The following is a 26,569-nucleotide window of genomic DNA, read 5'->3' as shown; positions in this document are numbered from 1 at the left end:
CCGCGCCTGGCGCGGGACCCGGGTTGGCAAGGAAGGGATGATGGGAAATGTCGCGGCTACATGTCCACGGCCTTGACCCAGATCACGGCGTCCTGGGACAGCTCCTTGCCCTTGTATTCCTTGTCCGGGCCCACACCCAGGGCGCAGAAGCCCCAGAACCCGGCCTTGGGAATGCCGAAGGCGAACTGGCCGTTGGCGTCGGCCTTGATGCCCATGGTCACGAAGCTGTCCTGGGGCGCCTCGGCGGAGGCCTTCCCCGCGAACATTTTCTTGTCCTGCAGGGGCTCGTGGTTCAGGTATTCGACCTCGATGTCCGCGCCGGGCACGGGCTTGCCGGCCGAGAGCACCACGCCGCGGAACACGTTGCCGGCCCACAGGGCGTAGGGCTTGTCCAGGGGCACGATCTCGGCCTTCAGGCCCAAGGGCTGGCACCACAGGGTGGGCACTCCGGCCACGTTGACGACGGTCTTGGTGATCTGCTGGATGTAGATTTCCTCCTCGGCCTCGAAGTAGGGCTCGGGCACCAGCACGAAGGCGTAGTCGCCGATGCTGCGGACCTTGGCGTCGGCCTCGTAGGCCTTGCCCGAGTTGGTCAGGCTCTTCCAGGTGATGGGTTTGAGCTCGCCCATGAGGTCGGTCTTGGTGATGGGCGCGTCCTCGGATTTCTGGGATTTGACGTAGAATTCCAGGGGGGCGCCCATGTCCATGGTGTGCCCGGCCTCGAAGGGATGGGTGAAGACGATGCTGAAATGCAGCCTCTTGCCTTTTTCCAGGGCGATGTCCGGGGTGTAGACCATCTGGAAGTGGGCCAGTGCGCTGGTGGCGAAGCACAGGACCAGCGCGGCCGTGAGCATGGTGCGTTTCATCGGTTTTTTCCTCTTCTTGAATTTGAAAGTCTTTTTCAATGAAGGGCCCGCAGAATGGCCCGCGCGCGGGCCAAGGGAACTATTCCACGATGTCCGAACCGGAAATTCTGATCTGGTGGCCTTCGCCCGCGTCGAACATCACGGTGTAGTCGCCGCCGGGCTTTTTGAAGTTGAATTCGCTGTTCTCGTTCATCTTGCCGTCCAGAATGGACTTGCCCGAGGCGTCCAGCACGTGGATGCCCACGCCCGCGGCCGAGGAGCCGTCGGAGAAGCCGCCCTCGCAGGTCACGGTGCCGTCGCCCTCGTCGAAGCAACTGCAGATGGGGGTGTGGGCGAAGGCCGCGGCGGCCAGGACGAGGCTCAGGGCGCAGGCCGTGGCCAGGGTGGTCAGATGTCGCATGGAATCAATCCTCCTGTGTTTGGTTTTTGGGGTTCCACAAGGCGGCGGCCACGGTGGCGCAAAGGGCTAGGCCGTAGAACGCGCCCATGGCTTCCAGGCCGGTGAGGCCCAGCAGGCTGCCGCCGCTGAAGACGAGTGTCGAGAAGGCCAGGCCCAGGACCATGGGATAGGCCATGGCGAAGAGCATCCATTTGGTCTCGCCGGACTGGATCTTGACCATGATGGTGGCCGCTATGCACGGTGGGTACAGGGCCATGAAGAGCATCAGGGCCAGGGCGTGCAGGGCGGTGAAACCCGTTTCCTGGGCCTTCATGCGCCCTTCCAGGGCCTCGCCGTTTTCGGCCCCCTGTTCGTACAGGGCGCCCAGGGTGGCCACGGTGCTCTCCTTGGCCGCGAAGGCCGAGAGCAGGGACACGTTGACCCGCCAGTTGAAGCCCGCGTACTTGGTCACGGGCTCCAGGAACCTGCCCAGGCGGCCCAGGAAGCTGTGGTCCAGGCGTTCGCGCTTCATGTCGCGTCGGATGGCCTTGCGTTCGTTGATGAACTTTTTCAGTTCCTTGCGCATTGTCTTGGCGTCCTTGCCGCCTTTGCCCTTGATCATGGCGAAGAATTCCGGGGACCTGGATTGGAATTCCTGGTTCAGGGCCGCGGACTGCTCGTTGCTGGAGGCGCCCATGCGCGCGTCCTTGTAGTCCTCCTCGAAGCGCAGCAGCTCCAGCCAGCCGTCCCCGGCCAGGGCGGCCTCGAATTCGGTGCCCTTGGCCCTGGCCTGGAATGCGGCCACGGCCTCGTCCCCGCGCCGCTGCAGTTCGGCCATGCGTTCGGCGGGCACGCCCGGAAACTGCAGGAGCATGAAGATGATCACGGCCACGGCGGCAACGATGGTCACGATCTTTTTCAGGAACAGCCAGATGCGCTCGACGGCCCGGCGCAGCACCCCGTGGATGGTGGGCATGTGGTAGGGCGGCATCTCCAGGATGAAGGGCGCGCTGGGCCGGTTCTTGAGCACCGTCGCCGAGAGCACCTTGGCCACGGGCAGAGCGATGAGAATGGTCACCGTGGCGATGAAGAACATGGCCGGGCCCCGGCTGTCCGCGAAGTACGCGCCCACCAGCAGCACGTAGAGCGGGGCCTTGGCCAGGCAGTTCATGAGCGGCACGATGAGGATGGTGGCCAGGCGCGCCCGCTCGTCGGGGATCGCCCGGCAGGCCATGACCCCGGGGATGGCGCAGCCGCCCACGTAGACCCCGCCCAGGATCAGCGGCAGGGTGGATTGCCCGTGCAGGCCGAAGCGCCGGAACAGCCGGTCCAGGAGAAAGGCGATGCGCGGCATGTAGCCGCTGTCCTCAATGACGGCGATGAGGCTGAAGAGGATGAAGAAGATGGGGATGTAGTTGAGCAGCGCGTTGACGCTGTCCACGAACCACAGGCCCAGGGCGCGCGGCAGCGGGTCCTCCAGATATCCCGGCGCGGGCAGGATCGCCGCCGCCAGGTCGCGCAGCTTGGCCAGGTAGGGCCAGGTCAGGTTGGTCAGGGCGTAGCCCTGGACGATGGACAGGTGGTACAGGGCGTAGAGCACGGCCACCAGCAGCACCGGCCCGGCGTAGCGGTTGCAGACCAGGGCGTCGATGCGGTCGGACAGGGGGCGGGACCGCTCCCCGGTCCTGGCGACGCAGGCCTTGGTCACCTGGCCTGCCAGCTTGTGGCGGGAGAGCGCGATGAACTGATCCGCGGGCTGGCCCGTGTCCTGTTCGAAGGATCGGCGCATGGCCCCGGCGCGCTCCAGAATTTCCCCGGGCCCATCCACGCGTTCCAGCACGAGTTCCCGGGCCTGGGCGTCGTCCTCCAGGAGCTTCACGGCCAGCCAGCGCGCGGGCGCGCCCAGGCGAGGGCAGTCGGCCAGCCTGCATTCCAGGTCCGCAAGGTGCGGCTCCAGGGGGCCGTAGTCCAGGCGCAGAGGCGCCCCGGGCTTCTGCGCGGCCAGGGTCTTCACGGCCTGCTTGAGCTCCTTGCCGCCCCGGCCGTGCTTGGCCACGGTGGGCACCACGGGCACGCCCAGAGAGCGCGCCAGCTCGTCCGTGTCGATGGCCGCGCCGCGCCGTTCGGCCACGTCCATCATGTTCAGGGCCAGGACCACGGGCGCGCCCATTTCCAGAAGCTGGAAGGTCAGGTGCAGGTGGCGCTGCAGGTTGGAGGCGTCCACCACGTTGATGGTCACGGCCGGGCGGCTCTGGAGCAGGAAGTCCCGGGCCACCCGCTCCTCCGGGGAGTAGGAGGTCAGGCTGTAGGTGCCGGGCAGGTCCACCAGTTCGGCGCGCGAGCCGTTGAGGGAAAAGGAGCCGGTCTTCTTCTCCACGGTCACGCCCGGGTAGTTGGCAACGTGCTGGCGCGCGCCCGTGAGCATGTTGAAGACCGTGGATTTGCCGCTGTTGGGCTGCCCGGCCAGGGCGCTGAGGACGATGCGCGCGGTCATGCCGGGGCCACCTCCACGTGTTTGGCCTCGTCGTGGCGGATGCTCACGTGGCACCCGTCCATCTCGATGTCCACGGGGTCCACCAGGGGGGCGTTGCGCACCACGGTGAGGCGCGTGCCCGGGAAGAAGCCCATGTTCATGAGCCGCTGGCCGAGCTGGCCTCGGGCCTTGAGGGAGAGGATTTCACATGAAGCTCCGGGCAGGATGTCGTCCAGGGTTGGCATGGTGCGCGTCCTCGATAATAATGAAAATCGTTTTCAGTAAAGGGACCCAAAAAACGCGGGCCGAATGAGGGCGCGGCCCGCGTTGCGAACGAAAAACCTAGGCCACGAGAATTTTTTCCGCGATGCCCCTGCCGATGGTCAGGCGCCCCTCGCCCGTGGAAATGAGCAGGGGGCCCGCGCCGCCGTTGTTCATGATCCGGATTTCCGTGCCGGGCACCAGACCCATGGATTCCAGGCGCGCCCTGACGCGGCCGCCGCCGTTCATGCCGATGACCAGGGCAAGGCTGCCCGCGGGCCGCGCGGACAATGTCTTCCCTTGGTCCGCGCATCCCTGCCGCTGTCGAAATCTGTCAAGAAGCATGGTCGCCTCGCTGAAATATGAAATTGAATGTCGATTTCAGTTCTGAAAAAGAGCTAGCCCAGTTCAGGAACGATGGCAAGGGGAAATTGCGGAAGCGGTGCCTGTCGACGGTGGAAATCGGTTTTATGCAGCACAGGGACGGCGTGCGGCCGGCGGGCGTGGCGGCGAAAGGGCGCTAGGAGGAGGCGTGAAGGGGCGGGCAATCAGGGCGGGCAGCGGCGTCCGCAAGGAGGCTCGCGCAGGTGCCGGATGCAATCCTTGCCCTGGCGGGGAGCAGGCCGCCCGGGCCTCGCTCCCGCCCTTGAACCGGGGGGATGGCCACGTTCAAAGAAAATTGAGACTTTCTTTTGACAATTGCAGTACTCTTGATTCATTGAGTTTTTGACGTTGCCCGGAAGAAAAAAACTGCTTCTCCGGGGCTTTGCGTAAGCGGCCGAAACGGGGGGGCGGGCTTTCCTTTGCCGGGGCCGTGATGTAGTCTTCGCATTCCATAGGGAGGTGCCCGGGGGGCGCTCCCCACGCCGGTACGCCCCGTTCCCGTCAACTCGTTTCAAGCAAGGTTCAGTGAATGTTCAATCCCGACATGCCGCCGACATTGATGCCCGTGAAGGTCAACCCCAACGCCTTGACCGTGCTGGCCAAGCGCTATTTCAGGAAGGACGTGGAAGGCAATCCCCTGGAGGACGCCACGGCCATGTTCTGGCGCGTGGCCTCGGCCATCGCCAGGGAGGAGGCCAAGTACGAGAAGTCCCCGTTCACCGTGGACAAGCTGGCCCGCGAGTTCTTCGACCTGATGACCGAGAACCGCTTCCTGCCCAACTCCCCCACGCTGATGAACGCGGGCACGGACCTGGGCCAGCTGGCCGCCTGCTTCGTGCTGCCCGTGGGCGACTCCATGGAGGAGATCTTCGACAGCGTGAAGAACGCCGCCCTGATCCACAAGTCCGGCGGCGGCACGGGCTTTTCCTTCTCGCGCCTGCGGCCCAAGGACGCCCGCGTGGGCTCCACGGGCGGCGTGGCCTCCGGCCCCCTGTCGTTCTTGCGCATCTTCAACACCGCCACGGAGCAGGTGAAGCAGGGCGGCACCCGGCGCGGGGCCAACATGGGCATCCTGCGCGTGGACCATCCGGACATCATCGAGTTCATCAAGGCCAAGGAACGCGACGGCGAGCTGAACAACTTCAACCTGTCCGTGGCCCTGACCGAGAAGTTCATGCAGGCCGTGGAAAAGGACCAGGAGTATGAGCTGAAGGCCCCGCACACCGGCGAGGTCATCGAGAGGCTCAAGGCCCGCGAGGTCTTCAACCTCCTGGTGCGCAAGGCCTGGGAGTCCGGGGACCCGGGGATCATCTTCCTGGACCGCATCAACCGCGACAATCCCACCCCGCACCTGGGGGAGATCGAGAGCACCAACCCCTGCGGCGAGCAGCCGCTCTTGCCCTATGAGGCCTGCAACCTGGGCTCCCTGAACCTGGCCGTGATGTACAAGCCCGGCGAGGACCAGGACATCGACTGGAAGGAACTCAAGCGCGTGGTGCACCTGGCCGTGCGCTTCCTGGACAACGTCATCGACGCCAGCCAGTACCCCCTGCCCGCCATCGACGAGATGGTGAAGACCAACCGCAAGATCGGCCTGGGCGTCATGGGCTGGGCCGACCTCCTGTACCAGCTGGGCGTGCCCTACGACAGCCAGGAGGCCCTGTCCCTGGGCGAGCAGGTCATGAAGTTCGTGCAGGCCGAGTCCAAGGCCGCCTCCAAGAAGCTGGCCAAGGAGCGCGGGGCCTTCCCGGCCTACAAGAAATCCGTGTACGGCGGGCAGAACCTCGGCCCCTACCGCAACGCCACCACCACGACCATCGCGCCCACGGGCACCCTGTCCATCATCGCGGGCTGCTCCTCGGGCGTGGAGCCCCTGTTCGCCCTGTCCTTCGCCCGCCACGTCATGGACGGCGAGCGCCTGGTGGAGTCCAACCCCTATTTCGAGCAGGCGCTCAGGGACAACGGCTGCCATTCGGCCAAGCTCATGGAGGAGGTGGCCCAGAAGGGCAGCATCAAGAAGCTGGACTACCTGCCCGAGGAGCTCAGGCGCGTGTACGTCACGGCCATGGACATCGGCGCGCAGTGGCACCTCAAGATGCAGGCCGCGTTCCAGCGCCACACGGACAACGCCGTGTCCAAGACCGTGAACCTTCCCAACTCCGCCACCAAGGAAGACATCTTCGACATCTACTGGATGGCCTACGAGCAGGGCTGCAAGGGCGTCACGGTCTACCGCGACGGGTGCAAGTCCACCCAGGTTCTGTGCACGGGCGAGTCCGGCCAGGACCAGGCCGCCAAGGCCGGGGAAGCCGGGGCCAAGGTGGTGCGCGACCGGCCCGACGTGATCTACGGCTTCACCCAGAAGGTGGATACGGGCCTGGGCACCATGTATCTCACGGTCAACGAGATGAACAACAAGCCCTTCGAGGTCTTCGCCACCATCGGCAAGTCCGGGCGCTCCATCACGGCCAAGGCCGAGGCCATCGGCCGCCTGGTGTCCCTGGCCCTGCGCTCCGGGGTCTCGGTGCGCGAGGTGGTGGGCCAGCTCAAGGGCATCGGCGGCGAGCACCCGGTGTTCCGCAAGAAGGGCATGATCATGTCCATCCCCGACGCCATCGCCTGGGTCTTCGAGCAGCGCTACCTGGACAAGGACAAGCCCATGCCCGGTGAGACCAACGACCTGGCCAACCCCCATTGCCCGGACTGCGGCCAGGAGTTGCAGTTCCAGGAAGGTTGTTTTATTTGCCCTGGTTGCGGCTACACCAAGTGCGGTTAGCCGGGCCCCGGCAAGACGCGGGAAATTCAGCGGGCGGCCGCGCCCGTTCAAGGAGTGCGAAAGGGTGGATCCCTCCCTGTCACGAAAACGCTGCATGCCTAGCGGCTCCGGACAAGTGATGCGATGAAGCATTGTTCGGAGCCGTAGGAAGGACATTCATCGCCGGGTGCCGCGGAGCCATGCGCTGACGGATCGTCGCGCAGCGCCCCCGTCCGGAGAGTGATGCACAGGCCGTGGACGATGGTTCGTCCGCGGCCTTTTTCTGTGACCCGGCGGGCGCGCAAGCGCCCCGCCCGCTCGGCGGAGGCTGCGGTACGGCGGCCTCCGCCGTTTTTTGGGAGAGAACAGCCATGGAATTGAATCTGGTTTCCGGGAACGTGCCCAGGACCCTGCTGCGCTTCGCGTTCCCGATCCTGGTCTGCAACGTCCTGCAATCCCTGTACGCCATCGTGGACATGGCCTTCGTTGGGCGGTTCGTGGGCAGCGTGGGCCTGGCCGCCGTGAGCAACGCGGCCATGCTTTGCCTGCTCGTCAACTCGGTCTGCATCGGGCTGGCCACGGGAGGCTCGGTGATCCTGGCCCACCGCACGGGTCGGGGCGACGCCGTGGGCCAGGCCGAATGCGTGGCCTCCCTGTTCGCGTTGTCCGTGGCCGTGTCCGCGGCCGTGTCCGCGTTCACCTGGTACGCGCACGGCCCGGTGTTCGCGCTCATGAACGTGCCCGGGGAAGCCATGGCCCAGGCCTCGGAATACATGCGCGTGGTCAGCCTGGGGACGGTCTTCATCTTCCTGTACAACGCGGTGGGCGCGACCCTGCGCGGCCTCGGGGACTCCTGGAGCGCCATGCGCTTCGTGGCCGTGGCCGCCGCGGCCAACGTGGGCCTGGACGCGGTGCTCGTGGGAAACTGGGGCCTGGGCGTCCAGGGCGCCGGGTACGCCACGGTGGCGGCCCAGGGGATCGCCGTGGCGGCCGGAATCCTGCCCCTGCGCCGCCGGGTGCGCGGCTTCGGGGCCGGGCCGGGGCGGTTCCGGCCGCGTCGGGACTCCCTGCGCGCCGTCCTGGGCGTGGGCCTGCCCTGCACGGTGCAGATCGCGGCGGTGGGCGTGTCCTACCTGCTGGTGACGGCCATGCTCAACGGCTACGGGGTCGCGGCGGCCGCCGCCGCGGGCATCGGCCTGAAGATCAACACCCTGGCGGCCATGCCCTGCTGGGCCGTAGGCCAGGCCGTGACCGTCATGGCCGGCCAGAACATGGGGCGCGGCGACCTGGCCCGGGTCCGGCGGACCGCCCGGGCCGGACTGCTGGCCAACGTGGCGGTCACCTGCCTCGTCGTGGCCGTGGTCCAGGCCCTGGTCGTGGACGTCATGCTCCTGTTCGACGGCAACCCGCAGGTCGTGGCCCACGGGGTCACGTACCTGCGCATCTGCTGCTCCGCGAACTGTGTGTGCTACGCTGTGATGTACACCCTGAACTCCTTCGCCACGGGCGTGGGCGATGCGGTCTTCGCCATGGCCAACGCCCTGCTGCATTCCGTGGCCCTGCGCCTCGGCCTCTGCGCCGGGCTCGGCTGGGCCCTGGGATACGGCTTCACGGGCATCTGCGTGGGCGAGTCCGTGTCCCCGGTCCTCTCCGCCCTGGTCGCGGCGGTCTACTACCGCAGGGCGCGATGGGCGGGGCGCGCCGCCGCGCGATGACGATTCGGGCCGTGGATGCTCGGAAAACCCTTGCATTCCCCCCGGCTCTGTGACAAACAAATCGCCCACCCAGTGCCGAAGTGGTGGAACCTGGTAGACACGCTATCTTGAGGGGGTAGTGGGAGAAATCCCGTGGGGGTTCGAGTCCCCCCTTCGGCACCATCAGCAAGCAGAGGGCCGCGCCAAAGGCGCGGCCCTTTTGTTTTAGCCTGTGCGCGGGGCTAGTCCTCGCACTCCTCCTTGAGTTCGCGGATCAGCTTCTCCATCTCCGCCATCTGCCCGGAGAGGTCCTGCAGGGCGGCGGTGGTTTCGGCCACGCCATGGGAGGTCTCGGCGGCGATGCGGTTGATGTCCTCCACGGAGCGGTTGATCTCCTCGGAGGTGGCGGACTGCTCCTCGGCGGCCGTGGCGATGCTCTGGATGCGGTCGGCGCTGGTTTCCGAGCCCTGGACGATGTCCCGCAGCACGTCCCCGGCCTCGCCGGTGAGGGCGTTGCTGCGGTCCACGGCCTCGCTGGAGCCGTCCATGGTGCGGATGTTCTCCTTGGTGCGCTCCTGGATGCCCGAGATGGCGTCGCCCACCTCCTTGGTTTCTCGGCCAGCTTGCGCACCTCGTCGGCCACCACGGCGAAGCCGCGGCCCGCGTCGCCCGCACGCGCGGCCTCGATGGCCGCGTTGAGCGCCAGGAGGTTGGTCTGGTCCGCAATGTCCGTGATCACGCCCATGATGGCGCCGATGCTTTCGGCTTGCTGGCCCAACTGCGCCGTGGCCTCCTTCATGTCCTTGGTGTGGTGCGATACGTCCTGGGTGGCGCGGACCACGTTCTCCACGATGCCCGCGCCGTGCCTGGCCTTGTTCATGGCGTCGTCTGCGCTCTGGGCCGCGTCCGAGGCGTTCCTGGCCACTTCCAGCACCGTGGCGTTCATCTCCTCCATGGCCGAGGCCGTGCTCTGCAGGCGGTCGGTCTGGGCGTCGGCCCCGTTGCGGATGACCTCGGCGTGGGACGAGATGGCCTGCACGGCCGAGGCCACGCGCTGGACGATGGCGCCCAGCGCGTCCGCAGCGTGGGCCATGCCCTCGCAGCGGGCCTTTTCGGCCTGGGCCCGGGCCTCGTCGGCCTCGGCCATGGCCCGTTGGGCCTTGTTCGTTTCCTCGTGGGCGATGCGGCTTTGGTCCTCGGCCTCGGCGATCTTGCTCTTCAGGGCCCGGACCATGGTGCGCAGGGCGTCCGTCAGGGCCCCGCATTCGTCGCGCTGCTCCACGTCCAGGGTGCGCTCCATGTCGCCACGGGCCACGGCCTGGGCGAAGTGCATGATCTTGCGGATGGTGGACGCGATGCCCAGGGCCAGGAACACGGCCAGCCCCGCTCCCAGCACCAGGGAGGCGACCCCCAGGATCGTGAGGGTCCGCACGGTGGCGCCCTTGGTCGCCATGGCTCCGGCCACGGCCTGTTCCTTGGCCGGGTCGATGGTCTCTTCCATGACGTCCTGCAGGGTCCCGGCCAAGTCGTCGGCCAGCCGGTCGCTTTCCCGGACCATGGCCGCGCGGCTTTCCTCCAGGGCCTTCAGGGCCTGCATGGAGGCTTCCATGCGGTCGTAGAGCGGAGCGAGCGCCTTGGCCTCACGCAGGATGTCGTCCCGCCCGGCCAGGGTTTCCTGCCATTCCGCGAGCCCGCCCCGGGCTCTTGCTGGGCCTGTTCGAACCGGGCGTAGCGTTCGGCCGAGGGCAGGGCCGAATAGTTGTTCACCGCGCCCACGGTGAGCAGCAGGTTCTGGGTCACGGCCTCGTTCATGACCATGTCGATGTCCGACCAGCGGGAGAATACCTCCAGGCTGTCGCTCATGCGGTTGACGCCCATGTGGCCGAAGGAGATGTTCAGGACCATGAGCGCCAGGACGACGCCCATGACGCCCAACTGTTTCGGCAATATGTTTATGTCCTTGAAGCGCAGCACGGAACCCTCCCCCAGGGCTTGCGTTTTCCGTCCCGGTCCGCCTGGCCGCACTGGGAACGGGAGCATAGGGATACACCCGCATATCGATAGCACGATATGCGGATAAAAGTCAGCAGGGAGAGGGGAAAACGCGGCTATTATCTGTCCGGGCCGGGGACGGCCTGGGGACTGACGGCGTCCAGGCGCGCGATGACCGCGTCGCAGAAGCGCTCCAGCACGTGGGGCACGGGCCGGTCGCGGTGCATGACCTGCATGAAGGTGCGGGTGAAGGCCACGTCGGTCACGGGCACCACGTGGAACACGCCGCGCCTGAGCTCCGAGGCCACCACCAGCGGGGAGAGGCAGGCCAGGGTGCCCTTGTTGCGCAGCACGGACTTGATGGCGTCGTTGTTGCTGAATTCCAGGAAGATGTTGGGGGACAGCCCCATGCGCAACACGTAGGTCAGGAAGGTCTCGCGCGTGCCCGAGCCCTCCTCGCGCACCAGCCAGTTCCCGGACATCAGCTTGGCCAGGGGGTAGGGCCCGGCCTTGGCGAACTCCTGGTCCGAGGTCACCACCACCAGCTGTTCCTCGCGCATGGGCGTGGCCCGGACCTTGAGGCTGCGCACCTCGCCTTCCACGAAGCCCATGTCCAGGGTGCCGCTCTCCACGAGCTGCACGATGTCCACGGTGTTGGCGGACTCGAAGGAAATGCTCACCAGGCCGTGGGCCTTTTTGAAGTCGAAGAGCACCTGGGGCAGCACGTAGTCCGCCAGGGTGGTGGAGGCCCCCAGGCGCAGGTTCCCGGCCATGTCGTCGGAGACCACCAGGCCCAGGCTGTCGTTGAGCTGGCGGTACAGGGGGGCCAGGTACGAGGCCAGGAGGCGGCCCTTCTCGTTGAGGCGGATGCCCCGGCCCACGCGGTCGAACAGGGGGATGCCCAGGTCCGCCTCCAGCTCGCGCAGGGCACTGGAAACCGCGGCCTGGGAGATGTACAGGCGCGAGGCCACCTCGCGCATGTTGGGCGTGCGGGCCAGGGCCAGAAAGATTTCCATATATCGAAGAGTCATTTGAATTGATAATCTCTGGTTGTCAAACTCAAAAGTTCTTTCCGTTTGCGCTGTTGATGCCAGGCGTCTAGATAGTTTCCCTGCGAGGGAAACGTCAACAAAAAGGTGCGGCATGATTTCCAGGTCCACGTATTTCAACGCCGATGCATTGAAGATCCTGAACGGAGTCTTGTTTGTTGCGCTCTTTGCGTCTGCAGCGTCACAAATTTCACATTGGAACGTCTTCACTGCTTTGGAGATCAGCCCCCTTATCGTCGGCGTGGTGCTGGGCATCGGGTACGGCAACACCCTGCGCCAGCATCTGCCGCAGCAGTGGGTGCCGGGAATCCTGTTTTCCTCCCGCAACCTGCTGCGTCTCGCCGTGGTGCTCTACGGGTTCCGGCTCACGGTCCAGGACGTGGCCTCGGTGGGCATGACGGGCATCCTCACGGACGTGGTCATGCTCTCCATCACCTTCGTGGGCGGCACCGTCCTGGGCGTGAAGGTCTTCGGCCTGCCCCGGCGCCTGGCCATGCTCACGGCGGCGGGCAGCTCGGTGTGCGGGGCCGCGGCCGTGCTGGCCACGGAGCCCGTGGTGCGCGCAAAGCCCCACGAGAGCAGCATCGCCGTGGGCACGGTGGTGGTCTTCGGCACCGTGGCCATGTTCGTCTATCCCCTGTTGTTCAAGAGCGGCCTGCTGGGCCTGCCCGAGAGCGGGTACGGCCTGTGGGTGGGCTCCACCATGCACGAGGTGGCCCACGCCGTGGCCGCCGGCAACGCGGTGTCCGCCCAGGCCGGAAACACCGCCGTCATCGTGAAGATGCTGCGCGTGGTGCTCATCGCTCCTCTTTTGGTGGGTGTGGGTTTGTGGCTGTCGCGCTTCCCCGAGGCCGGGGAGGCGGACGAAGCCGCTGAAGGCGGGGCGGCCGGGGCGCGTTCCTTCCCCTGGTTCGCCCTGCTCTTCATCCTCTGCATCGGCATCAATTCCCTGGGCGTGGTGCCCGCCCCGGTGGTCCGGGGCATCAACTCCCTGGACATCTTTCTGCTGACCATGGCCATGTGCGCCCTGGGCATGGAGACGAGCATGGAAAAGGTGCGGGTGGTGGGGCCGAAGCCCTTTCTCCTGGCCGGCGTGCTCGCCGTCTGGCTCATGGTGGGCGGCTACTTTGTGGCGAAAATCATGATGGGCTTAGGCCTCTGAGGCCGCGCAACCGGGTGTGAAGGGCGCCCGGTGGGAGGTTCCTGCCCTCCCGCGTTCCTGTCTGCGGCCCCCCGCTCCGGTTCCGGAGCGGGGGGCCGCGCGCGTTCGCGTCCCGCGTTTGACCGCTCCGCGCGATGGTACGATAGATATGTTAGTTGATATCACAAGGGTGGCCGTGGGGCGGCCCGCAACAAGGAGGAAAGCGTTATGGAACTGAGCGCGCGCAATCTCGTGCCCGGGACGATTAAGGAACTCACCGTGGGCATGGTCAACGCCGAGGTGGTCATCGAGGTGGCCCCGGGCGTGGAAGTGGTCTCGGTCATCACCAAGAATTCCGTGGAGCGCATGGGCCTGGCCGTGGGCGACAAGGTCAAGGCCATGATCAAGGCCTCCAGCGTGATGGTGGCCAAATAGGCGCATCCGCACACGCGGGCGACAAGGGGCGCGGCCTGGGGAACCGGGCCGCGCCCTTTTTCAGCGGTCCTGCTTCTTGCGCGTGGCGATGCCCGCCAGGCCCAGGTGGCGGTACACGCTGGGCACCGAGAGCCCGGACATGCGGCTGACCTCGGCCACGTCGTTGTCGCAGATGTCCATGAGGTGCTGGAAATAGGCCGCGTCGCGCATGGCCTTGTAGTCCGCGTAGGTCAGGATGCCCCCGGCGGCCTTGTCGCGGCGCTGGGCGGCGGGCTTGGGCTTGTCCAGTACCGACACGCGCAGCAGCCCGGGCAGGTGCTTGGGATAGATGGCCGGGTCGCCGCCGGCCTCGATGACCGCCGACTCCATGACGTTGCCCAGCTCGCGCACGTTGCCGGGCCAGGCGTAGCCCGTCAGCGTCTTGGCCAGGGACTTGGTGATGGTCTTGGGCGGCGTGCCGTAGCGTTCGCAGGCCCGGCGCATGAAATGCTCGGCCAGGAGCAGCACGTCGCCGCCGCGTTCCCGCAGGGGCGGCAGGGACACGCTCACCGTGCGCAGGCGGAAGAGCAGGTCGCTGCGGAATGTCCCGGCCTCGGTCATGGCCTCCAGGTCGCGGTTGGTGGCGGCCACCAGGCGGAAGTCGCTGCCCATCTCCCGGCCCCCGCCCACGGGGCGGAAGCGGTGCTCCTGCAGGACGCGCAAGAAGGATTTCTGCAGGGACATGGGCAGTTCGCCCACCTCGTCCAGGAACAGGGTGCCCCCGTCGGCCTCGGCCACCAGGCCCCGGTGGTCCGAGTGGGCGCTGGTGAAGGCCCCCTTCACGTGCCCGTAGAGCACGCTTTCCACGAGATTCTCCGAGAGGTTGGAGCAGTCCACCACGATGAAGGGGCGGCCCCGGCGCAGGCTGTTGGCGTGGATGGCCTGGGCGGCCAGCTCCTTGCCCACGCCGGTCTCGCCCAGGATCAGCACCCCGGCCTCGCTCTCGGCGGCCTTGGCGATGAGCTGCTTGGCCCGCTGCATGGGCGCGGACTCGCCGATGATGCCGCAGTCCATGAGGCTGGGCGCGGGCCTGGCCTGGGCGCCGCGGCCCTTGCGATAGCCCAGGGCGCTGGTCAGGGAGGCCCGGATGCTGGCCGGGGAGGCGGGCTTCTGGATGTAGTCCCAGGCCCCGTGCTCCATGGCCTCCCGGGCCCCGTAGTTGTCGTCGTGCCCCGTGAGCACGATGATCTCCGGGGAGCCGGGCGCGGCGGCCAGCTCGCCGATGGCCTCGCGCCCGTCGCCGTCGGGCAGGCCCAGGTCCAGGTAGATGACGTCCACCCCGGTCTCGGCCAGGGCCCGCCCCCGGGCCAGGCTGTCCGCCGTGAGCGCTTTGTGGCCCATGTCCTCGAAGCAGCGCGAAAGGCTGTTCAGGATGGGGCCGTCGTCGTCGATGATCAGTACTCTGGCCATGGATTGGCTCACTTCCGCCTAGCGGCCCTTTGAAAAATCAAGTTACGCAGGCCGTTCAAAAATAGTGAGATGCAAGTCGCTAGAAAAATTCAAGGCCGACGGGTACTCCCCGTACGCGAGGGTTTGAATTTTTCGCAGCAACGCAGCAGATTGCTGTTTTTCAACGGCCTGCTAGCGGCAGTACCGGAGAACGTTCTCCACCAGGGATTTTGGGCTGGTGGGTTTCATCAGGAACCCGGCCACGCCCGCCTCCTCGGCGCGGGCCTGGAGGCTGGGCTTCACGTGGCCCGTGCAGATGACCACCCGGCAGCCGGGGTCGTGGTCCAGGATGCGCGCGGCCATGTCCATGCCGCTCATGCCGGACATGGACTGGTCCGTGACCACCAGGTCGTAGCGGCCCTTGGCGCGGAAAAATTCCTTCAGCCCCTCCTCGCCGGTGTCCGCCGTGAACACCGTGAAGCCCGCGTCGCGCAGCACCCGCTGCATGGCCTTGAGCGCCCCGGCGTCGTCGTCCACCAGGAGCAGGCGGCCCGTGTTGCGGGGCGGGGCCTCGGCCTCGGTCCGCGCGTTCTTCTGCTCCAGGGGCCGCACGCAGGGCAGGTAGACCGTGAACCGCGTGCCCTGCCCCTCGGCGCTCTGAACGTGGATGCGGCCGCCGCTGCATTCGGCGATGGCGTGGACCACGGCCAGGCCCATGCCCGTGCCGCCGCTCTTCTTCTTGCTGGTGTAGAAGGGCTCGAAGATGCGCTCGATGTTCTCCGGGGCGATGCCGTGGCCCGTGTCGGACACCGAGAGCACCACGTATTCCCCGAGGCCCAGGCCGGGCAGGGGCGTGTCCTTGAGCGACTCCACGCGCTCGTTGCCGATGCCCACCCTGAGGGTCCCGCCGCCGGGCATGGCCTGCACCGCGTTGCGGCAGAGGTTCAGGATCAGCTGCTGGATCTGGGAGGGGTTGGCTGAAATGCAGTCCTGGTCCGCGCGGTAGTCCACCGTGAGGGCCACGCTGTCGGGCAGCGACGCCTGGAGCAGGGCCAGGTTCTCCTGGGCCAGGGGCGTGAGGTTCAGGGGCTCGCGGGTCACGTTCTGCTGGCGGCTGTACTCCAGGACCTGCTCCACCAGGTCGGCGGCCTTGTAGGCCGCGCGCAGGGCCTCCTCCAGGGGTTCGGCCAGGGCGGGGTCCGATATCTTGCCCAGCACGTGGTCCGTATTGAAGATGATGGGCACGAGGTTGTTGTTCAGGTCGTGGGCGATGCCCCCGGCCAGCACGCCGATGGCCCGCATTTTCTGGGCCTGCAGGAGCTCGCGCTCCACGCGCTTGAGCTCCGTGATGTCGAAGCCCAGCTCCATGACCAGGGGCTCGCCGTCGCTGTCCTCGAAGGGATAGTCGTAGATGTGGAAGATGCGGCCGTTGTTGTCCGTGAACTGCCAGTCCACGGGCTTGCCCGTGTCGAAGACCCGGAAGGTGGGGCAGTGGGGGCAGGGAGCGGTGAGGCCGCCGAAGACCTCGTAGCAGCGCCTGCCGGCCGTGTCCCCGTAGAAATTGATGGTCTTCTTGTTGGCGAAGGCCACGCTGTAGTCGCGGCGCTGCATGTAGACGAACACGGGCAGCTCGTCCACGACCTCGAAGAACAGCTTGCGCTCGCGCTCGGCCAGGAGCTGGGCCTTCCTGGCCCGCGTGCGCTCGGCCTTGAGCTTGTGCCTGAGGACCGGCACGGAGTCCTGGTCCCATATCTCCACTATCAGGGGCGTGTCCCCGTTCCCCTGCACCAGCCTATACAGCAGGCAGCGGCGCTTGCCCGCGCCCGTGTCCCCCTCCCAGGTGAAAGTGCGTTCGCCTTCCTCGGCCACCAGGGCTGCTTCCTTTACGGCCTGCTCCGTGAGGGACGGCGGCAGCAGGGGCAGCGGCGTCTTGCCGTTCTCGTCCCGGAGCAGGTCCCGCAGGGCCTGGTTGGCCCAGGACAGCCTGCCGTCCAGGCCCATGGCGGCCAGGGGGGTGGGGCTGTGCTCGGCGAAACGCAGGAAGGTCGAGGTCATGGGCAGGGTCCGTTGGATTGTTTTTACAATTATAGAATATTCACTCTATATTCCAGCCCCAGGAAAAACGCAAGAGCGAGTTTATGAGATAATATACTGTAATTAAAGAATTAAATAATTCATTTTTAAAAAACTAATTCTCATTTTTTAAAATTTGATTCTTACAAATGAGAAAACAGGCTCTTTCGCTGTCGTTTTGTCTTTGGCCTCATGGGTGCCCTAGGTCGGGAAGGCCTGTTCTGATAGGAAAAATGGGAAATCCGGTGTCTGTGGCACGAGTTTTGATACTATAATGGAGTAGATTAACAAAATTGAGCAGAATTTCTTGGAAAACTGTTTACAAAAAAGTAAAACTAAACCAGCAACGAGAGGCTACGCCAGTGTCCAAGTCCAGCGCCTTAGACATCATCAAGAAACAGATCAGGGACAACGACATCCAGTTCATCCGCTTCGAGCAGGCCGACCTGTACGGCGTGTCCCGGAGCAAGACCGTGCCTGTCAGCTGCTTCATGGATTATGTGGAGAACGGGCTGAACTTCTACGGCGGGCTGCTGGGGCTGGACATCCAGTCCATGGTGCCCACGGGCACGGGCTACGCCGAGGAGGTGGCCTTCGAGGACCACTGCACGGTGCCGGACCTCTCCACCTTCACGGTGCTGCCTTGGGTGCCCAACACCGCCAACATCACCGTGGATCCCTACTGGTACGACGGCCGCCCGGCCATGGCCTCTCCGCGCCTGCTCTTGAAGAAGCTCATCGATGAGTTCGACGCCATGGGCTACATCTGCCGCCTGGGCTACGAGTTCGAGTTCTACGTCCTGAACAAGGACACCCGCGAGCCCGTGTACACCGGCCAGCCCATCTTCGTGACGCTGAAGAACAACTTCGACCTGGACTACACCTACGACCTGATGCGCAAGATGGACCAGGCCGGGGTGCGCATCATCACCCAGAACTCCGAGCACGGCCCGGGCCAGCAGGAGATCAATCTCTACTACAAGGACGGCCTGGCCGCGGCCGACACCGCCTTCCTCTACAAGATGGGAGCCAAGGAAATCTCCCTCCAGCACGGCTACATCGCCACCTGGATGACCAAGCCCTTCATCGACTCCAGCGCGTCGGGCGCCCACTTCCACGTCAGCCTCATCGACAAGAAGACCGGCAGGAACGCCTTCAACGATCCCGACGCCGAGTACGGGCTCACGTCCCTGGCGCGCGATTTCCTGGCCGGGCTGCTCAAGCACGCCCGGGCCAACACCGTGTTCACCGCGCCGACCATCAACTGCTACAAGCGCTACCGCGTGAACTCCTTCGCCCCGCACACCGCCACCTGGGGCATGGAGAACCGCACCGTGGGCATCCGCTTGAAGGGCTGCCGCGGCGAGAGCACGCATTTAGAGAACCGCCTGGCCTGCGGCGGGGCCAACCCCTACCTGCAGGCCCTATCCACCCTGGCCGCCGGGCTGGAGGGCATCAAGTCCAAGCCCGCGCTGCCCGCCCCGGTCACGGACATCGCCTATGAGCGCGACGACCTGCCCCGGCTGCCCTTCACCCTGGACGAGGCCGTGGCCGAGTTCGAGAAGGACACGGACCTGCACTCCGTCCTGCACCCCGAGTTCATCAAGCTGGTGACGGCCGTGAAGAAATTCGAGGTGGCCAACGCCCGGGAGCATCTCAAGGACTACGGCACCCCGGAGTTCAACAACCGCGTGGATCCCTGGGAATGGGACTACTACATGGAGCTTCTGTGATCAGGCACCTCCCGTGAGGGGCGCGGAAGGATCGCCGGATTTCTTCCGCGCCCCCGCCCGGGGCCCGACGCAACGCCATATCGAGCAATGGAGACACAGAACATGTCCGCATCCCTTCCGGTCGTCGAACTGACCGGGACGCCCTACGAGATGGGCCTGGCCCACGGCAAGGCCATGAAGGCCCTGATCCGTGAATTCGCCGCCTCGGTGACCGCCGTGCACCAGGAGAACAACTCCCTGCTCAGGGTGGACGCCTCCTCCCTGACGGCCCTGTGCCGCAAGAACCTGGGCTTCATGGAGAAGTTCTCCCCGGACCTGGTGGCCGAGATGTGCGGCATCGCCGACGGGGCCGAGCTGCCCTTCGACGACATCCTGTATCTGAACTGCTTCCTGGAGCTGGAGGACCTGCGCGCGCCCGGGCTGGGCGCCCGCGTGCTGCCCGACAGGCTCTGGGGCTGCACCACCTTCAACGTCACGGGCGGCGCCTCCGCCGACGGCCGGGCCTACATCGGCCAGACCTTCGACATGGAGAAGTACTACGAAAAGTTCCTCTGCCTGCTGCGGGTCAGCCCCGAACACGGCCCCCGTGCCCTGGTGCTGAGCTTCGCGGGCGTGCTGGGCCTGGTGGGCATGAATTCCGCCGGGATCGGCGCGGTGATCAACAAGGTCGTGGCCACGGACGCCCGGCCCGGGGTCATCTACCCCTTCGTGATGCGCAAGGCCCTGGCCGCCGAGCGCGTGGGCGACGCCCTGGGGGCCATGATCTTCAGCCCCCGGGCCACGGGCATCAACTACCAGCTGGCGGGCGACGGGGTGGCCTTCTGCGCCGAGACCTCGGCCGCGCGCTACGAACTGTTGCCCATCGACGGGGCCATCGCCCACACCAACCACTACGTGGGCGGCCGCATGCGCGACTTCGAGACCCCGGGCTGGCTTTCCCACGGCGGGTCCATGGTCCGCAAGCAGGTGGCCGACGCGTTCCTGGCGCGCCACCGCGGCGGGCTGACCCCCGAGCTGCTCAAGGAGCTGACCCGCGACCACACCAACCACCCCAGCTGCATCTGCGCCCACGGCTTCCCGGGGGAGGGCGAAAACACGGCCTTCCACACCGTGTTCGGCGTGGTCATGGATCCCGAGGCCGGCTGGTGCGAGATCTGCCCGGGCAACCCCTGCGAAAACGGATATGAGCGCCACTCCCTGTAGCGGCGAACGTATAGTGTCGGACGGCTGAATATTTCCCCTTTTGACCGAGAGAGGTGTCTCCCATGAAAAAGAACCATAAGATCGACAAGGCATTGGAAGAGTTTGACGCCGGCTTGCTGAGCCGCCGCAAGTTCCTCAAGCAGATGACCGTGCTCGGCGTGTCCGCCTTCGTGGCCAACGCCGTGAGCCTGTCGCCCATGGGCGCGGTCAAGGCCTTCGCGGCCATCGGCGGCGCCGAGGAGCGCGCCTGGGAGCTGGCCAAGGTCGCCGCTGCCAAGGCCACCAAGAAGAAGCTGACCCTGCTCATCCCCACGGGCTCCATCGGCAACATGACCCCCTACGTGGACAAGTGGAAGAACGAGCTGGGCATCGACCTGGAGTTCATCGAGGAGCCCGACGAGGTCGTGCACACCAAGGGCATGCAGGAAGCCGTGGCCAAGACCGGCCGCTACGACGTGATGATGCCCACGGCCATGTCCTACCCGGACTGGATCGACTCCGGCGTGATCTACGACCTCACCGACTGGACCGAGAAGTACGACCCCGAGCTCTTCCACCCCGAGTGGGGCGTGGTCTTCCCGGCCAGCCACCACGCGCAGCTGTACAACGGCCGCGTGGCCGGCCTGCTCAACGACGGCGACCAGATCACCCTGCTTTGCCGCAAGGACCACCTGGAGAACGAGAAGAAGGCCAAGGCCTTCGAGGACAAGTTCGGCCGCAAGCTGGCCGTGCCCGACACCTGGAAGGAGTACTTCGAGCTCGCCCAGTTCATGCACGATCCGGCCAATGGTTTCTACGGCAGCCTGGAGTACCGCTCGCCCTACTACGTGAAGTGGATGTTCATGCAGCGCCTGGTGTCCAAGGGCCGCCTGTACTTCGACGGGGACATGAACCCGACCTTCAACTCCGACGAGGGCGTGGCCGCGCTGGAAGACATGCTGGCCATGAACCCCTACCTGCACCCCGACGCCTTCAGCTTCACTTGGTCGTCCAACTACAACGCCTTCGGCCGGGGCGAGGGCTTCATGAACATCGTCTGGCCCTCGGGCTTCAAGTACTCCAAGGCTCCGTCCACCGGCCCCGCCACCACCGGCAACATCGCCGCCACGGTGATGCCCGCGGACTACACCAGGGACGGCACCAAGCTCTACGCGGGCATGTTTTGCTGGGGCTACGGCTACGCCGTGTCCAAGTACTCGGCCAACCCCGAGTTGGCCTACGCCTACGCCCAGTGGATGACCTCGCCGACCATCGGCGCCGACGCCATCCCGTACCTAGGCGGCTACTCCGACCCCTACCGTGTCAACCACATGAAGGCCCCCACCAAGCGCCTCATCGACACCTACTCCCCCGAGTACTTGGAGACCCTGTACAACAACATGGTCAACACCGTGCCCGATTTCTGCCTGCCCGGCGGCTTCGAGTACCAGGACGCCCTGGACAAGCAGGTCCACGCCTGCATGACCGGCTCCAAGAAGCCCAAGGAGGCCCTGGACGCCGCGGCCCACTCCTTCGAGCGCATCACGCGCCGCATCGGCAAGGAAAAGGTCAGGAAGTCCTGGCTGGCCCTGGCCAAGAACCTGGCCGAGCCCATCAGGAAGGCCAGCGGCGCGGATACCTGGAGCTAAACGAGCAACCATAACCCCCAGCCGCTCCCCCGGGCGACCCCGCCCGGGGGGCGGCAAGGACAAAGAACGTGACGGATTCTGTAACCACTTCCGCCCAGGCCGCGCCGGCCAGGAAGGGCCTCTCCAACAAGGCCATCGCCCGCATCTTCACGGTGCCGGGCCAGGCCGTGTCAGTGCTGGTCCTGGTGATGCCGCTTCTGGTGGCCCTGTACATGAGCTTCACGGACTGGTCGCCCACGCGCGGCTCGCTGTTCGACGCCAGCTTCGTGGGCTTCGAGAACTACAGCGAGCTGCTCATCTGGGACACGCGCTTCGTGTACGCGGTCATCCGCACCCTGCTCATCTCCGCCATCTGCCTGAGCCTGGAGTTCGCCTTCGGCCTGGGCCTGGCGGTGCTGTTCATGCGCGATTTCCGCAGCAAGAGCTTCCTGTTCTCCGCGTTTCTCACGCCCATGATGATCCTGCCCGTGGTGGTGGGCTACATCTTTTGGATGCTCTTCCAGTCCAACGGGCCCATCAACCAGATCCTGGAGTTCCTGTTCGGGGCCCAGGCGTCCCTGGACTGGTTCAAGAGCGCTCCGGCGGCCCTGTTCGCGGTCGTGGTCACCGAGGTCTGGCACTGGACGCCCCTGTTCTTCCTGATCCTGCTTTCGGGGCTGAATTCCGTGCCCGAGAACCCGGTGCGCGCGGCGGTCATCCTGGGCGCCAGCCCGCGCCAGGTCTTCTGGCGGGTGATCATGCCCATGCTCAAGCCCGTGATCATCGTGGCCTTCGTCATCCGCTCCATGGAGATCATCAAGCTCTTCGACGAGGTCTTCATGCTCACGCGCGGCGGCCCGAGCTCGTCCACGGAAACCATCAGCCTGTACATCTACAAGCTGGCCTTCAACGATTTCCAGCTGGCCTACGGCGCGGCCGCGGCCTTCATCGTGCTGGTGGGCTCCCTGGCGCTGGTGCACCTGTTGCTCGCTCCGGTGCGCAACCAACTCCTGGAGGGCCGCTAGATGCAGGCCAAGAAACTCTCCCCCCTGCAGATGGTCATCATGGGCGCGGCCCTGATCCTGGTGCTGTTCCCGGTGTTCTGGGTGCTGATGACGGCCATCAAGCCGCCCACGGACTGGAACGCCTCCCCGGCCATCTGGGTTCCCTCGGAGCCCACCATGGTCAACTTCCAGACCCTGTTCGACCCCGAGGCCCTGGGCAAATACGGGGTGGGCGGCGTGAGCCAGTCGGCCACCAAGGCCGTGTTCGGCTCGCTCTTGGCGGCCGTCACCTCCACGGTGCTGTCCGTGGTCATCGGCCTGTTCTCGGCCATCGGCATCTCGCGCTACGGCAACAACTCCAAGGCCACGCCGCTGATCATCCTCTCGGGCCGGATGTTCCCGCCCGCGGCCATCGCCGTGCCCTTCGTGATCATTTTTTCCAACATCGGGCTCATCGACAGCTACGTGGGCCTGGTGGCCATCTACGTGGCCGTGACCCTGCCGTTCTCCACCTGGATGCTCAAGAGCTTCCTGGACGATTTGCCCCGGGAGATCGAGGAGGCGGCCATGATCGACGGTCGCTCCAAGCTGGCGGCCCATCTCACGGTGACCATTCCCCTGATCAAGGGCGGGCTGTTCGCCACCACCATGTTCATCTTCATCCTGAACTGGTCGGAGTTCATGTTCGCCCTGGTGCTCGCCTATTCCAACATCAACACCATCCCCGTGCAGCTCGCCAAGTACGTCACGGCCACGGCCGGGACCCTCTACGGCGTGCAGGCGGCCCTGGCCGTCCTGGCCATGGTCCCCCTGGTCCTGGTGGGCTACAAGATCCAGGGTCATCTGGCCCGGGGGATGACCTTCGGAGCGATCAAGCAATGAGCAGGCCCAAACTCGAACTGGTCTCCCTGCGCAAGGAGTACGAGGACGGCTCCGTGGTTGCCGTGGACGACATCGACCTGTCCATCAACGCGGGCGAGACCGTGGCGCTCCTCGGCTCCTCGGGCTGCGGCAAGTCCACCACCCTGAACATGATCGTGGGCCTGGAAAACCCCACCTCCGGGGACATCCAGATCGACGGCAAGTCCGTGGTGGGCGTCCCGGCGGGCAAGCGCAACGTGGGCCTGGTGTTCCAGGACTACGCCGTGTTCACCTCCATGACCGTGCGCAAGAACCTGGCCTTCGGCCTGGAGGTGCGCGGCAAGGGCAAGAACGAGATCGACAAGGCCGTGGACGAGGTGGCGGAGCTGTTGGGCATGGGCGACCGCCTGGACGCCCGGGCCCGGGAGCTCGGCGGGTCCGAGCTGCAGCGCGTGGCCATCGGCCGCACCCTGGTCACCAAGCCCGAGATCCTGCTCCTGGACGAGCCCCTGTCCAACCTGGAGTCCGCCGCGCGCCTGGCCATGCGCAAGGAATTGCGCCGTTTGGCCAAGGAGATCGGCCTGACCATCATCTACGTGACCCACGATCAGGTGGAGGCCCTGTCCCTGGCCGACCGTATCGCCGTGATGAACGCGGGGCACATCCTGCAGCTGGAGGAGACCGCGAAGATCTGCGAGCAGCCGGACCACAGCTTCGTGGCCGGGTTCCTGGGCTCCCCGCCCATGAACCTGCTCTGGGGCCGGTTCCAGAAGGACGAGGCCGGAGCGGCCTTCGTCAAGAGCGGGTTCTCCCTGCCTTTGACCCTGCCCGCGTCCATGGCCGAGCCGTCCAAGGACTATTTCATTCTCGGCATTCGGCCCGAGTCCCTGCGCCTGGCCGCCCCCGGCGAGGCCCCGCTGCACGGCGAGGTCAAGGTGGTGGAGCCCCGGGGCCCCGAATGCGTGGTCACCGTGGAGGTGGCCAGGGAGCCGCTGAAGTGCGTGGCCCCGTCGGGCGTGGACATCCGCCAGGGCCAGACCGTGGGCCTGGCCGTGGACTATGACTCCCTGTTCTTCTTCGGCGGGGACAGCAACCGCAGGGTGGACCTGCATGTGACCGCGAGGGATGCGTGATGAACCAGGCGGCGAACAGCGAAACGACGCCCCCGGTGCTTGCCATAGAGGGCTTGAGCAAAAGCTTCCACGGCAAACCGGCCCTCGCGGACGTGAGCTTCGAGGTGCCCCCGGCCTCCCTGGTGGTCATCCTGGGTCCGGCGGGCGCGGGCAAGACCACGACCCTGCGCATGATCGCGGGTCTGGACGTGCCCGACGAGGGCCGCGTCCTGCTCTCGGGCCAGGATGTCCTGGGCTGGGAGCCCAAGGACCGCAACGTGGCCATGATCTTCGACAACCTGGCCCTGTATCCCAACAAGTCCGGCTACGCCAACATCGCCAGCCCCCTGGTCATCCGCAAGGAGTCCCCGGAGGTCATCAAGGAGCGCGTGGCCGCCGTGGCCAAGACCCTGCAAATCGCCCACATCCTGGACCGCCTGCCCAAGACCATGAGCGGCGGCGAGCGCCAGCGCATCGCCCTGGGCCGCGCCCTGATCCGCACGCCCAACCTGTTCCTGCTGGACGAACCCCTGTCCAGCCTGGACGCCAAGCTGCGGGCCGAGCTGCGCACGGAGCTTCGGCGCATGCAGCAGGAGCAGGGCTACACCTTCCTCATGGCCACCCCGGATTTCAACGAGGCCATGGCCATCGCGGACACCGTGGTCATGCTGCAGCAGGGCAGGGTGGTGCAGATCGCCGATCCCCAGACCCTGTACGACGACCCCGTGGACGCCGAGACCGCCCGCTTTGTGGGCGCGCCGGAGATCAACCTGCTGCCCGCGCGGAGCCGGGACGGACGGCTGGACTTCGCCGGGGCGGACCTGCCCATGCCCGGGCATCTGGCCGCCGTGTTCGGCGGTACGGACCAGGACTTCGACCTGGGGCTGCGCCCTGAGAACCTGCTGGTGGCGGATGCGGATTCCGCGCCCATCCGGGGCCTGCTCAGCGACGTCGAGCCCTTGGGCCCCAAGTCCGTGCTCACCGTGAGCAACGACCACGCCGAACTGCGCCTCACCGTGCCCACCGCCGAGGCCCGCGAAATGAGCCTGGACCAGGCCGTGGGCCTGGAGCTGGCCGAGCCGTCGCGCCTGCTGGCCTTTGACCCGCACAGCGGCCGGCGCCTGGCCGCGGACTGAGGCCGGACCCCGGGCTCCCGGGGCCAGAGAGTATAATGATCAATATATTCGTGACCTATCGCTGCAACCTGGCCTGCTCCTACTGCTTCGCCAGGGAGCTGCATACGGAATACCCCGACGACCTGAGCCCCGAGAACTTCGCGAGGCTGCTGGCCTGGATGCGCGGGGCCGGGATGCCCAGCGTGGCCTTCATCGGCGGGGAGCCCACCCTGCATCCCCGGCTGGTGGAGATGATCGCCGAGACCGTGGACGCGGGCACCGCCGCGGTGCTGTTCACCAACGGCCTGTTCCCCGACGGGCTGGCCGACGAGCTGGCCCCCCTGGTGTCCAATTTCGTGGTCAACTACAACGACCCCTCCCTGTACGCCGGGGCCCAGTCCGAACAGCTGCACGCCAATCTCTCCCGCCTGCGGGACCTGGGCGCGCACCTGACCTTCTCCAAGAACTTCTCGGCCGCGTACATGGCCTACGACTATCTGCTGGAGGGCTGCGAGCGCTACGGGGTGGACAGCGTGCGCTACGACATCTCGCGGCCCAGCGGGGGGCGGGGAAACGATCATTTCACCCTGGAGGACACGCGCGGGATCATGGCCCACATCGTGGGCTTCGTGAAGGCCTGCGAGGCCCGGGGCGTGCGCACGGGCCTTGACTGCAGCGTGCGACTCTGCGACCTGCGTGACGAGGACCGCAGCTACCTGGAGCGGGCGTCCATGAAGTTCACGGGCATCTGCCATCCGTCCATGGACGTGCATCCGGACCTGTCCGCGTCCTACTGCCTGCCCCTGCGGGACATGGCCGTGCCCGACATCACCGCCTTTGCGGACCAGCGGGCCCTGATGTGGCATTTCGCGGAAATGGTCCGGCCCCTGCGCAGCAGGAACGTGTCCCAGAACTGCCTGGACTGTCGGGATTTTATGCGCCGCTGCCAGGGCGGGTGCATGGCCCTGCGCCGGGCCGGGAGCGCGGACAACGAGTGAGGCAAC

21 protein-coding genes, 1 tRNA gene and 1 pseudogene are annotated in these 26,569 nt (G+C 66.2%); 13 read left to right on the top strand and 10 right to left on the bottom strand.

Translation table 11 applies throughout. From position 1 onward, the window contains the following. Nucleotides 1–56: 56 nt before the first annotated feature. The 5 genes from ACYYG1_RS12725 to ACYYG1_RS12705 form a co-directional block, all read right to left on the bottom strand. A complete protein-coding gene (locus ACYYG1_RS12725; RefSeq protein WP_461210697.1) occupies nt 57–866 on the bottom strand; it encodes a DUF4198 domain-containing protein in 810 nt (269 codons plus the stop codon). A 79-nt stretch (nt 867–945) separates the two neighbouring features. Beyond that, on the bottom strand, nt 946–1,266 hold the full coding sequence (locus ACYYG1_RS12720; RefSeq protein ID WP_461210696.1) for a hypothetical protein: 321 nt from the start codon (nt 1,264–1,266) through the stop codon (nt 946–948). Between the two features lie 4 nt (nt 1,267–1,270). After that, on the bottom strand, nt 1,271–3,739 hold the full coding sequence (feoB, locus tag ACYYG1_RS12715; RefSeq protein ID WP_461210695.1) for a ferrous iron transport protein B: 2,469 nt from the start codon (nt 3,737–3,739) through the stop codon (nt 1,271–1,273). Then, complete coding sequence (locus ACYYG1_RS12710) at nt 3,736–3,963, bottom strand: FeoA family protein (protein ID WP_461210694.1); 228 nt, start codon at nt 3,961–3,963, stop codon at nt 3,736–3,738. The genes feoB and ACYYG1_RS12710 overlap by 4 nt, the downstream gene beginning before the upstream one ends. Before the next feature lie 97 nt (nt 3,964–4,060). Continuing rightward, nucleotides 4,061–4,270 carry a FeoA family protein gene (locus ACYYG1_RS12705; protein WP_461210693.1) on the bottom strand — a complete coding sequence of 70 codons (210 nt, stop codon included), beginning with the start codon at nt 4,268–4,270 and terminating at the stop codon, nt 4,061–4,063. A gap of 622 nt (nt 4,271–4,892) precedes the next feature. On the opposite strand from ACYYG1_RS12705, the gene ACYYG1_RS12700 reads away from it, so the two are divergent. The 3 genes from ACYYG1_RS12700 (at nt 4,893) to ACYYG1_RS12690 (ending at nt 8,995) form a co-directional block, all read left to right on the top strand. Further along, nucleotides 4,893–7,139: a vitamin B12-dependent ribonucleotide reductase gene (locus ACYYG1_RS12700; RefSeq protein WP_461210692.1), complete on the top strand. Its 2,247-nt coding sequence runs from the start codon at nt 4,893–4,895 to the stop codon at nt 7,137–7,139. 350 nt (nt 7,140–7,489) lie between these two features. Further along, on the top strand, nt 7,490–8,833 hold the full coding sequence (locus ACYYG1_RS12695) for an MATE family efflux transporter (protein ID WP_461210691.1): 1,344 nt from the start codon (nt 7,490–7,492) through the stop codon (nt 8,831–8,833). A 74-nt stretch (nt 8,834–8,907) separates the two neighbouring features. Next, nucleotides 8,908–8,995 (top strand) — tRNA-Leu (locus ACYYG1_RS12690). A 59-nt stretch (nt 8,996–9,054) separates the two neighbouring features. On the opposite strand, the pseudogene ACYYG1_RS12685 reads toward ACYYG1_RS12690, so the two are convergent. The 3 genes and pseudogenes from ACYYG1_RS12685 to ACYYG1_RS12675 form a co-directional block, all read right to left on the bottom strand. Next, nucleotides 9,055–9,692 (bottom strand): annotated as a pseudogene (locus ACYYG1_RS12685) (methyl-accepting chemotaxis protein). Between the two features lie 704 nt (nt 9,693–10,396). Then, nucleotides 10,397–10,786 carry a hypothetical protein gene (locus ACYYG1_RS12680; protein WP_461210690.1) on the bottom strand — a complete coding sequence of 130 codons (390 nt, stop codon included), beginning with the start codon at nt 10,784–10,786 and terminating at the stop codon, nt 10,397–10,399. 137 nt (nt 10,787–10,923) lie between these two features. Beyond that, entirely contained in the window at nt 10,924–11,820 is an 897-nt protein-coding gene (locus ACYYG1_RS12675) for a LysR family transcriptional regulator (protein WP_461210689.1), read from the bottom strand. Nucleotides 11,821–11,947: 127 nt separating this feature from the next. On the opposite strand from ACYYG1_RS12675, the gene ACYYG1_RS12670 reads away from it, so the two are divergent. Together ACYYG1_RS12670 and ACYYG1_RS12665 are read left to right on the top strand one after the other, a co-directional pair. Further along, complete coding sequence (locus ACYYG1_RS12670) at nt 11,948–13,015, top strand: YeiH family protein (protein ID WP_461210688.1); 1,068 nt, start codon at nt 11,948–11,950, stop codon at nt 13,013–13,015. Between the two features lie 207 nt (nt 13,016–13,222). Continuing rightward, nucleotides 13,223–13,429 carry a TOBE domain-containing protein gene (locus ACYYG1_RS12665; protein WP_461210687.1) on the top strand — a complete coding sequence of 69 codons (207 nt, stop codon included), beginning with the start codon at nt 13,223–13,225 and terminating at the stop codon, nt 13,427–13,429. Between the two features lie 60 nt (nt 13,430–13,489). On the opposite strand, the gene ACYYG1_RS12660 is transcribed toward ACYYG1_RS12665, so the two are convergent. Further along, the gene (locus ACYYG1_RS12660; protein WP_461210686.1) at nt 13,490–14,878 is read right to left on the bottom strand and encodes a sigma-54-dependent transcriptional regulator; all 1,389 of its coding nucleotides are present in this window, start codon (nt 14,876–14,878) and stop codon (nt 13,490–13,492) included. 171 nt (nt 14,879–15,049) lie between these two features. Then, the gene (locus ACYYG1_RS12655) at nt 15,050–16,912 is read right to left on the bottom strand and encodes a hybrid sensor histidine kinase/response regulator (RefSeq protein ID WP_461210685.1); all 1,863 of its coding nucleotides are present in this window, start codon (nt 16,910–16,912) and stop codon (nt 15,050–15,052) included. A gap of 380 nt (nt 16,913–17,292) precedes the next feature. Between ACYYG1_RS12655 and ACYYG1_RS12650 the strand changes: the two genes are divergently transcribed. The 8 genes from ACYYG1_RS12650 to ACYYG1_RS12615 all read left to right on the top strand — a co-directional run bounded on the left by ACYYG1_RS12650 (nt 17,293) and on the right by ACYYG1_RS12615 (nt 26,563). Continuing rightward, nucleotides 17,293–18,663 carry a glutamine synthetase family protein gene (locus tag ACYYG1_RS12650; protein WP_461210684.1) on the top strand — a complete coding sequence of 457 codons (1,371 nt, stop codon included), beginning with the start codon at nt 17,293–17,295 and terminating at the stop codon, nt 18,661–18,663. A gap of 102 nt (nt 18,664–18,765) precedes the next feature. Beyond that, the gene (locus ACYYG1_RS12645) at nt 18,766–19,866 is read left to right on the top strand and encodes a C45 family autoproteolytic acyltransferase/hydrolase (RefSeq protein WP_461210683.1); all 1,101 of its coding nucleotides are present in this window, start codon (nt 18,766–18,768) and stop codon (nt 19,864–19,866) included. Nucleotides 19,867–19,928: 62 nt separating this feature from the next. Then, a complete protein-coding gene (locus ACYYG1_RS12640; RefSeq protein WP_461210682.1) occupies nt 19,929–21,494 on the top strand; it encodes an extracellular solute-binding protein in 1,566 nt (521 codons plus the stop codon). Nucleotides 21,495–21,562: 68 nt separating this feature from the next. Further along, entirely contained in the window at nt 21,563–22,498 is a 936-nt protein-coding gene (locus ACYYG1_RS12635; RefSeq protein WP_461210681.1) for a carbohydrate ABC transporter permease, read from the top strand. Beyond that, the gene (locus tag ACYYG1_RS12630) at nt 22,499–23,359 is read left to right on the top strand and encodes a carbohydrate ABC transporter permease (RefSeq protein WP_461210680.1); all 861 of its coding nucleotides are present in this window, start codon (nt 22,499–22,501) and stop codon (nt 23,357–23,359) included. Continuing rightward, nucleotides 23,356–24,471, top strand: a complete 1,116-nt coding sequence (locus ACYYG1_RS12625; protein ID WP_461210679.1) for an ABC transporter ATP-binding protein — start codon at nt 23,356–23,358, stop codon at nt 24,469–24,471. Before ACYYG1_RS12630 ends, ACYYG1_RS12625 begins: the two co-directional genes overlap by 4 nt. Then, nucleotides 24,471–25,586 (top strand): ABC transporter ATP-binding protein, encoded by a 1,116-nt coding sequence (locus ACYYG1_RS12620; protein WP_461210678.1) that lies wholly within the window; start codon nt 24,471–24,473, stop codon nt 25,584–25,586. Before ACYYG1_RS12625 ends, ACYYG1_RS12620 begins: the two co-directional genes overlap by 1 nt. A 35-nt stretch (nt 25,587–25,621) precedes the next feature. Beyond that, nucleotides 25,622–26,563 carry a radical SAM protein gene (locus tag ACYYG1_RS12615; RefSeq protein WP_461210677.1) on the top strand — a complete coding sequence of 314 codons (942 nt, stop codon included), beginning with the start codon at nt 25,622–25,624 and terminating at the stop codon, nt 26,561–26,563. Nucleotides 26,564–26,569 lie beyond the last annotated feature (6 nt).

Source organism: Desulfocurvus sp. DL1XJH-121, assembly GCF_054819825.1.
This window is presented reverse-complemented; position numbering and strand designations above follow the sequence as displayed.